We start from the raw sequence: 8,603 nt of genomic DNA, 5'->3' as shown, positions 1-8,603 counted from the left end.
ATCTATTGCATTTCGGGTTAACTCAAAACAGAATTATTTATGAAGAGAATTTTATTTTTTATTGGAGCCCTAGTGGCAGGAGGTAAAGAAAGAAGATTTATGGAACTTCTCACTTTCCTGAAAAACTCCGGAAAATATGAAATGATAGTTGTAACAACAGGAGATAATATACATTTCCCAGCCTTCAAACAGCTTGAAATACCCTTAAAGGTCATTAAGAAAAAGAAGTATTTGGGTGTAATTAGCTTTCCCTACTCTTTAATGGAAATAGCCTCTGAATTCCAACCGGACCTTATCCATACTTGGGGTCGCATGCAAACACTTTATGTATTACCAACTAGGGTGATAAAAAGAATTCCCCTCATAAATGGCCAGATTACGAATGCTTCTCCTAATATTTCTCTAAAGAATAGATTTATCGATAAATTAAATTTTTGGCAATCAAGTATTATTTTATCCAATTCTTTGGCGGGCATAGAATCATATAATCCGCCAAAGGATAAATCCAGAGTGATTTACAATGGAGTAAACCTAAATCGCTTTAATAATATGGCTGATCAATCAGCAACAAAAGAAAAATACAATATAAAAACACCCTTTGCAGTAGTAATGGTAGCTACTTTTTCTAAAAATAAAGATTATGAAAGGTTTTTTAGAATTGCTAAAAAAATACTTACCATTCGGAATGACGTGAGTTTTATCGGTGCAGGTTACTATCATAAGGGAAAGAATAGCCTATACCAAAGGTGTCTGGAATTGGCCGACGGACATCCAAATTTAATCATGACAGGACTTATTTATGACGTAGAAGATTTAGTGAATGCTTGTGATATTGGCGTTTTGATCTCGAATAAGAAAGTACATGGGGAGGGGATTTCTAATGCAATAATAGAATACATGGCCTTAGGATTGCCGGTAATTGCCAATGATGCCGGTGGAACAAAGGAATTAATAGCTCCGGGTGAAAATGGTATTTTAATTACCCAAGAATCAGATGATGAAATAGCAAAGTCCATTGTTGATCTATTGGATCATCCTGATAAAAGGATGAAATATGGAAAGGCAGGGCAAGGGAAAATCCAGAACAGTTTTACTATTCAAAAAATGGGGGAGAACTTTTTAAATTTATATGAGGAAGTTTTAAATGATTAAAAACCGCCATTCTGCCATATTGGGCTAAAAATACATGAGAAATTGAACCATAATAATTTGTTCGTTCTAATGCCAAAAATATAAATGCAAGTAATGAATCAAGAAAATATACGAGTAGTTAAAGGGCAGGAGGTTTTAAATTTATTAGAAGAACCGGCTTTTATTGAAAGGCTCACCAATCTGTTTGAGGAAAGCATTGGGACGACTGTTTTCCAGAACCCTGTCTTCATTAAATCTTGGTATCAAACTAAAGTTTCAGAATATTTGCCATTGGTAGCAATCGATCAAGATGGTTTTAGGCTAAATGCTGCGGTGTTCTTGGCGGTCAAAAAAGAGTCGAACGGAAAAATAAAAAGTCATCATGCTAAGATTGTAGGCGTTGGCGAATACGATGCTGAGTATCAAACATGGCTTGTAAAGGAAGGTGATGATGAACGATTTTTGACAAAAGCTTTCAGTCTTATTCTTAAAGATTACCCTAACAGTAAACTGATTTTTCGCTTCGTACCCTCTTACAATAGTCTTTCTTGGATATATAGAAATAGCAAATGGAAGAAAGTAAGTGTAATTCAAGAATACCATAGACCTTTATTACAGATGTCACATCCAAAATTCAAGGATGTTATGAAAAAAAGGCATTTAAAGGCAAAGTACAATCGATTTAGGAGAGCAGGAAAGATGGATTTTGAAGAAATTATTGAGGTCAATAGATTCATTGAAGTGTATGATGAAGTTATGGATCTTTATGATTTTAGACAAGGTGCATTATTTAATAAAATCCCCTCTCAGTCAAACGAGTTAAGGCGACCCCTCTTTGTGTCGCTTTTTAAGCAAAATATACTTCATGTATCTGTTTTAAAATTGGATGATGTTATCACTTCATGCATTATAGGTATGAAATCTAAATTTTGGATGCACCTATCGGGCTTAATTACCTATTCTCCCTTTTATTCCAAACATTCACCCGGATTAGTTCATCTTTTTATTTTGAGCAAGTATCTAGAAGAACAGGGTTTTGAATATTTTGACCTTTCACCGGGGGGAGATGGTTACAAAGAGCGAATGGCTTCCAATGCTGATGAAGTATATGAACTTACCATAAGTCAGGATCCACTTTTTAAAGCGAAAATAGATATTCGGAAAAAATTTCATGCCTTTTTATTGTCAAGAGGAGTTCGATCCATGGATTTCAATTTGAAGGTAAAACGGTCAAAACACCTCATTAAATTGAAGGTGAAAGAATTCAAAAATAGCATTGTTCCAAAAAAGGTAAAACAGTTGGAGGAATCTAAGGTGCCTATCGAAATGGTCACAAATAATATTAAGCATTTATTAATGTATGACGATTATTTAGGTACCTCAAGATGGGATTTTCTTTCAAATGCATTTAAAAAAGTAGAAGCTGGTGAAAAGTTTATTTCTTGGGCTGATGATAGTAAATTGTTATTCTGCATTTGGTTTCATGAGAACGTAGACAATTCAGTAGACAATAAAACTGTCCTAGTAATTAATGAGGATTATTACAATCACCCAGTGGTAGCGGCACACAAAGAAGAGCTATTAAAAACAGCTACAGCAATTCTCAATTCATTGAACGGATAATTAGCGCTATCCATAAAAATGGGAAAAGTTTCCAAGGTTCGCGAAAACTTCACAAAAAATTCTCATCTTTTTAATAAATGATGAGGAAATATTTCGGCTGAGGTATATAAAATTTAGAGGTATAGATTGGTAAAACTAGCTGCTTTTCATTAAACTTAAGTAAATAAAAAACAGGGATGAAAATTTTCTTAGGTGAGAAGGCTAACGATTTATTTAAAGATGAAAAATTCTTAGAAGCGTGGGACCAACTTTTCAGTCTTTGCCCTTGGGCTACGGTATTTCAAAGTAAGGAATTTGTTTTAACATGGTATTCCATATATAATAAATACCCTTCAATCTTATTAACGGATTGGGATGGACGTAAGCTTAAAGGTATATTTTCCTTGACTATTAATAATAAAGGGGAGATTACAGCAGCGGGAACCAATCAGGCGGAGTATCAAGTTTGGCTTTCGACTACAGAGGACAGTTATTCTGTTCTTGAATCATCGATTAAGCTTATTAAAATGGTTTTTCCGAATAAGCCATTCCTTTTAAAATATTTACCGCCAAGATCTCCTGTTGAACGATTTAGTATGGAGTCAAAGTGGAGTAAAGAGGTGATTTTAAAAACCCATCTTCAACCTTTAATGGTGAGTAATGAAAAATTATTGGCCCAAGAATTGAAGAAAAAAAATAGAAAAGAGAAAATTAATAGGCTGAGAAGAAAAGGCGATTTAAGTTTTGAAGTTATTTCTACTATTGATGAATTCTTAAACATCATTGATGAATTGATCTTACAGAGTGATTTTAGAAAAGGTGCCATGTATGATAAGGTAATATTTCAATTAGAAACTGAAAGAAAAGATTTTCTTATTCGCCTTTTTGAATTGGGACTTTTACACGTGAGTATATTAAAATTGGATGAAGAAATAATTGCTTCAAATGCCGGTATTGCAGGAAAGGAAATGATCCATTTGCAGGGAATTAATTCACACTCCCCCTTTTATGCTAAATACTCTCCAGGGATATTACATTTTCTAATGCTTGGAATCGAACTGGGAAATGCAGGGATTAATTATTTCGATTTAACCCCGGGAGGAGCAAAAGGTTATAAAGAAAAGTTGTCCAACAGCTCTCAGGAAGCTTATGAACTTAAGGTTTTAACTCCCTTAAAAGTAAAAAATGAATTGCTGAGAGATGCTATTAAAGGTAAATTAAAAGGCCTATTAGAAGTTCTTTTGAAACGAAATTATCAATCTTTTAAAATTGTACAACAAATTCAAAATGGCAAAAAAAAGTATGATTTATTGTCAAAAAAGGGGTTAGAATTTTTTGAATGCGATGGAATTAATCGGGTTTTTAGTTCTCAATCTAAAACTTACCTTACACTAAATTCTATAGGTAAAGAGGAACTGCCAAAAGGTTATAAAATTAGCGAAAACAAAATGGCTGATTTATTAAATTTTGATGAGTCTAAGGGGATAATAACAAGAAAAGATTTTTTATATGATTGCATGAAAAGAATAGAAATAGGGCATTGTTTTTTCTGTCTTATGTTTGGTGATTATTTATGCGCTGTTCTTTGGTATGTCCCTTCGAATGTAAGCTTAGGGGAACTCTCCTCCTCACAAGGCAAAAATATAAATTCAGGTGTATTGGCTTTTTCCTATTATCAAAGCCAATACCTTTCTGAGACACAGCATTTATTGTACTCAGTCATAAAGAAAGTTGATGTGCCATTTCCTGTTCAACTTCAATTTTGTTCCAGTCAAAACAAATTGAAGAAACACCTTAAGTTAAGGTTAAATGGATAGGTTAATTAATTATAACAGAATGAAATTTAAATTAAGAAATGTTTTGGCTTATTTTGTAGCCTGGGTTTTTATTTTGATTGGTTTAGTTAATCGAGCCAAAAAGAAAGCTTTAAAAGGAGATTTTATTTTATCAATTTACTTCCATAATCCGTCTAAGAAGGAATTTGAATTTATTATTAAATGGTTCACAAAAAATGGATTTAAGTTTATTGGGGTGGATGACTTAAAGAAGATAATAAATGGATCAATGTCCTTTCCCAAAGGTGCAGTTCTATTAACCGCAGATGATGGGTGGGCGTCAAACTTTGCTAATGTTGCAGAGGTGGCCAATAATTATAAAATTCCTATCACAATTTTCGTACCTACAGAAGCTATCGAATCGGGTAATTATTGGTTTAGCTATGCAAAGAAAGCCAAAAGATTAGGTATGGGTTATCTCCCATCTAAAATGTTGAAAAACGTACCCAATGCAGAAAGGTTGGCGGTAATTACCGAAATTAAGAAAAAAATAAACTTGCCAAGGGAAGCCATGACCATTTCTGAAATTCAATCAATCGCCGCTTCACCTTGGATTAGCATTGGAGGACACAGTCATACTCATCCTATATTGCCTAATTGCAGTGATGACGAATTGGAATCGGAAATTACGGTCAATAAGAAGAAAGTGTTCGCTTGGATAAATTATCAAATAGATACTTTTGCTTATCCTAATGGGGATTATGGTGTGCGAGAAATGAATGCCTTAAAGAAGGAGGATTTTCAAATTGGCTTCTCTAATAAACCTGAGTATTTGAGCCCTCAATCCCTTAATTCGAAATTCAATTTACCTCGAATAGGTATATTAGAAGGAGCTTCAAAAGCGGAGAATATTTGTCGAATGGTTGGCGTTTGGCATAAAAATACCTTAAAAGTTTTTTAATACTATTTGTTTTCTTTATTGAAAGATGAGTTAGCAGGGATTAAGCTGGATAAGCTTTGTTGGCTTTTAAAATTCCTGTTTTAATCCCACCAAAATTGATAGTTGAATTAGGACTAATAAGTGGTTAGCTTGAGAATTAGATTGTTGAGAAAGTTGAATTGCAAGAGATATCAGTTAATCTACCGATACGTTAGGCTTTTAGTTAAGGTAGTGATTTAATAATTGAAGAGGAGTCTGCAAGCCAATGGTTAGTTTAATTGTTGGTAAAGAATTGTGAATTTTGCGAAAACAGTATTTTTTCACCATTTTCAAACGACTTTTTTACATAATTTCTATCCATTGTGGCCAATTAAATATAATTTGGATTAAAATTATATGACTTTGGATAATAATATCAAAAATTGTATTAATTTTAGAGAAAGTTCAATACTTATGTCAATTGATCACTTGTCTAAAAATAGAATAAGGTTAAAATCACAGGCCTTATTATAGAGATATGACCAAAAAGTATAGTCTTTTAATTGATTGATTGCCTGCAAAACAAAAGGTTGGAAACGAGCGTTAGTATTAGTAAATGGATTGTTTGCATACCAAGATTCTTTTAGGATTAATTGATAGGCAATTGAATAATAAATTAAGCCCACTAATTTAAAACCGTAATTAATCGACAATAATAATCGTTTATTACCGCATAAATTTGAAGTGTTACTACTAAAAGTTGGAAGGTTAGGGGAAAGTTATAGTTGAATGGTTGATAATATTTACTTCTGATGAAACATTTTTTAAATGAACAAAATTTAATTGGAGATCAACTTCCATCTTCTTCTACCAAAATAAATTCTGATACAACTAAGGTTGAGAATAAAGAGGAATTGCTAGAAGTCCTTTTTGTCTCCTCCGGGAACATGAAAAAAATTGACATTGCTCCTTTTATAAAAGTTCAAGGTGAATCTTTAAAATCGGAAAACATTAATGTAACCTATTTTAAAATAAGAGGTAAGGGGATTTTGGGGTATTTGAAAAATATCTCAGAACTTAGGAGATTTTTAAAAAACAGAAAGTTTGACCTTATTCATGCGCATTTCACTTTATCAGCATGGGTAGTAGTCTTGTCCTTACCCAAATCTCCCATTGTATTGTCAATAATGGGGACGGATGCCTTTGGAAGGTTAAAAAAGTTCAGTAAGGTTAAAATCTATAATAAATACCTTACACTATTGACAATTATGATTCAGCCTTTCGTTTCCTTCATTATTACAAAGTCCCCAAATATTGAACGGCATGTATGGCTAAAGAATAAAAGTATTATCTTACCTAATGGTGTTAATTTAAAGAAATTCGATGGTAAGAGGGTTAGTTATGCAAAAGAGCTTGGACTCATTCCTGATAAAAAATATGTCTTGTTTTTAGGAAACCCTAAGGATATTAATAAAAATTTTAGGCTTTTGGAAGGACTGAGAGAAAAGTTAAAACAATCTGATATTGAAATAATCAACCCTTACCCCGTGAGTCATGAAGTAGTTGTGAAGTTACTTTCTACAGTTGATGTTTTGGTAATGTGTTCTGTAAAAGAAGGCTCTCCCAACGTAGTTAAAGAAGCTTTGGCATCCAATTGTAAAGGGGTATTTACCGATGTAGGTGATGTGAGAAATATTGTTGAAGGCGTAAAGGGATATGCAATAATTAATCTAAATAAGACAGAATTAGAAAATGCGATATATAAAGTGATGGAGATGGATTCCTGCTACGGTAGAGATAAAATTAAAGCGGTGGATCTAGATTCAAATATTGTTGCAAAAAAAATTAGAAAAATCTATATTAATTTATTAAATAAATAAGTAGTCAATTTAAAATAGTAAATATACTGAGTTTTTATTATATTTTATGAAGTGGAGGTTGTTTTAATAGTAGTTTGTAATAAATTGATCTAGTGTATTTATAGTAAAACAATAAAAAAATATAAATAGAAATTATTTGTGTGGTATTTTATTTATTAAAAATTGTTTTTATATTATTTTAATAAACGGTGGAGTGTTAATTTAGCCTAACAAATAATGATCTTAACGGAAAATAAAAAATCGATTGTAGACAAGAAATTGAAGGTACTATTTGTCTCTTCGGGTAATCTCAAAAATTTTGATGTTGCACCTTTTATTAAAGTACAGGGAGATTCTTTAAATAAAGAAAATGTTGAAGTGGATTATTTTAAAGTTTCAGGAAAGGGTTTGAAAGGCTATATTTCAAATATTGGTCCATTAAAAAAACTATTGAAAGATTCTGATTATGATTTAATTCATGCTCACTTTACTTTATCGGCTTGGGTTGCAGTTCTATCTTTTCCCAATATTCCAATAATTTTATCTTTAATGGGAACCGATGCCTATGGAAGGATTAGTGATTTCAAAAAGAAGCGTTTTTATTTTAACTATTTTACTTTTTTGACCTTATTAATTCAGCCTTTCACAAAAAGAATTGTTTCAAAATCTCCTAATATTGAAAAATTTGTTTGGCAAAAAAAGAAATCAAAAGTGCTGCCTAATGGAGTAGATATAAATAAGTTTTATCCTGTAGATCATGATTTCAGAAAAGAGCTCGGTTTGATCGAAAATAAGAAATATGCATTGTTTTTAGGCAATCATAATGACCCACGAAAAAACTATCAACTTCTGGAAAAAGCAAGAGAGGAACTGACTAAAGCCGATATTGAAATTATAGCTCCATACCCCATCCCACATCACCAAGTATTTCAGTACTTAAATTCTGTGGATGTATTAGTGATGTGTTCTTATGAAGAGGGATCTCCTAATGTTGTGAAAGAAGGAATGGCATGTAATTGTAAAGGGGTATTTACGGATGTTGGAGATGTAAGGTATTTATTGGAAGATACTGAAGGATATGCAATTACCGGGTTTGATCCTATTGAACTTGCTGAAAAAATTAAGTCGGTGGTTGAGATGAAAGAGTGCAAGGGAAGAGAAAGACTAATCGAACTAAAACTAGACCTCCCATTAGTTGCAGAAAAATTAAAAAAGATTTATTTATCTACCCTTGCTTAGTTGAGTATTCCACTCCATAGTATACCACTATTCCAGAGCAAAGTATACCAGTGATTCCAGGGGAAAGTATACCAGTAA

At 32.4% G+C, this 8,603-nt stretch carries 6 protein-coding genes; all 6 read left to right on the top strand.

Annotation, left to right across the window (positions count from 1 at the left end; translation table 11 throughout):
- Positions 1 to 39: 39 nt before the first annotated feature.
- The 6 genes from Q4534_RS23295 (at position 40) to Q4534_RS23270 (ending at position 8,525) form a co-directional block, all read left to right on the top strand.
- Complete coding sequence (locus Q4534_RS23295) at positions 40 to 1,152, top strand: glycosyltransferase family 4 protein (RefSeq protein ID WP_303615566.1); 1,113 nt, start codon at positions 40 to 42, stop codon at positions 1,150 to 1,152.
- A 93-nt stretch (positions 1,153 to 1,245) separates the two neighbouring features.
- Positions 1,246 to 2,754 carry a GNAT family N-acetyltransferase gene (locus Q4534_RS23290; protein ID WP_303615565.1) on the top strand — a complete coding sequence of 503 codons (1,509 nt, stop codon included), beginning with the start codon at positions 1,246 to 1,248 and terminating at the stop codon, positions 2,752 to 2,754.
- A 176-nt stretch (positions 2,755 to 2,930) separates the two neighbouring features.
- Positions 2,931 to 4,550 (top strand): GNAT family N-acetyltransferase, encoded by a 1,620-nt coding sequence (locus tag Q4534_RS23285; protein WP_303615564.1) that lies wholly within the window; start codon positions 2,931 to 2,933, stop codon positions 4,548 to 4,550.
- Between the two features lie 19 nt (positions 4,551 to 4,569).
- The gene (locus tag Q4534_RS23280; protein ID WP_303615563.1) at positions 4,570 to 5,469 is read left to right on the top strand and encodes a polysaccharide deacetylase family protein; all 900 of its coding nucleotides are present in this window, start codon (positions 4,570 to 4,572) and stop codon (positions 5,467 to 5,469) included.
- Positions 5,470 to 6,239: 770 nt separating this feature from the next.
- A complete protein-coding gene (locus Q4534_RS23275) occupies positions 6,240 to 7,307 on the top strand; it encodes a glycosyltransferase (RefSeq protein WP_303615562.1) in 1,068 nt (355 codons plus the stop codon).
- A gap of 216 nt (positions 7,308 to 7,523) precedes the next feature.
- Positions 7,524 to 8,525: a glycosyltransferase family 4 protein gene (locus Q4534_RS23270; RefSeq protein ID WP_303615561.1), complete on the top strand. Its 1,002-nt coding sequence runs from the start codon at positions 7,524 to 7,526 to the stop codon at positions 8,523 to 8,525.
- Positions 8,526 to 8,603: the final 78 nt, after the last annotated feature.

It is taken from the genome of Cyclobacterium sp. 1_MG-2023 (assembly GCF_030546805.1).
Taxonomy (GTDB): domain Bacteria; phylum Bacteroidota; class Bacteroidia; order Cytophagales; family Cyclobacteriaceae; genus Cyclobacterium.
The sequence above is the reverse complement of the archived record's forward strand: the minus strand, read 5'-3'. Positions and strand labels throughout refer to the sequence as shown.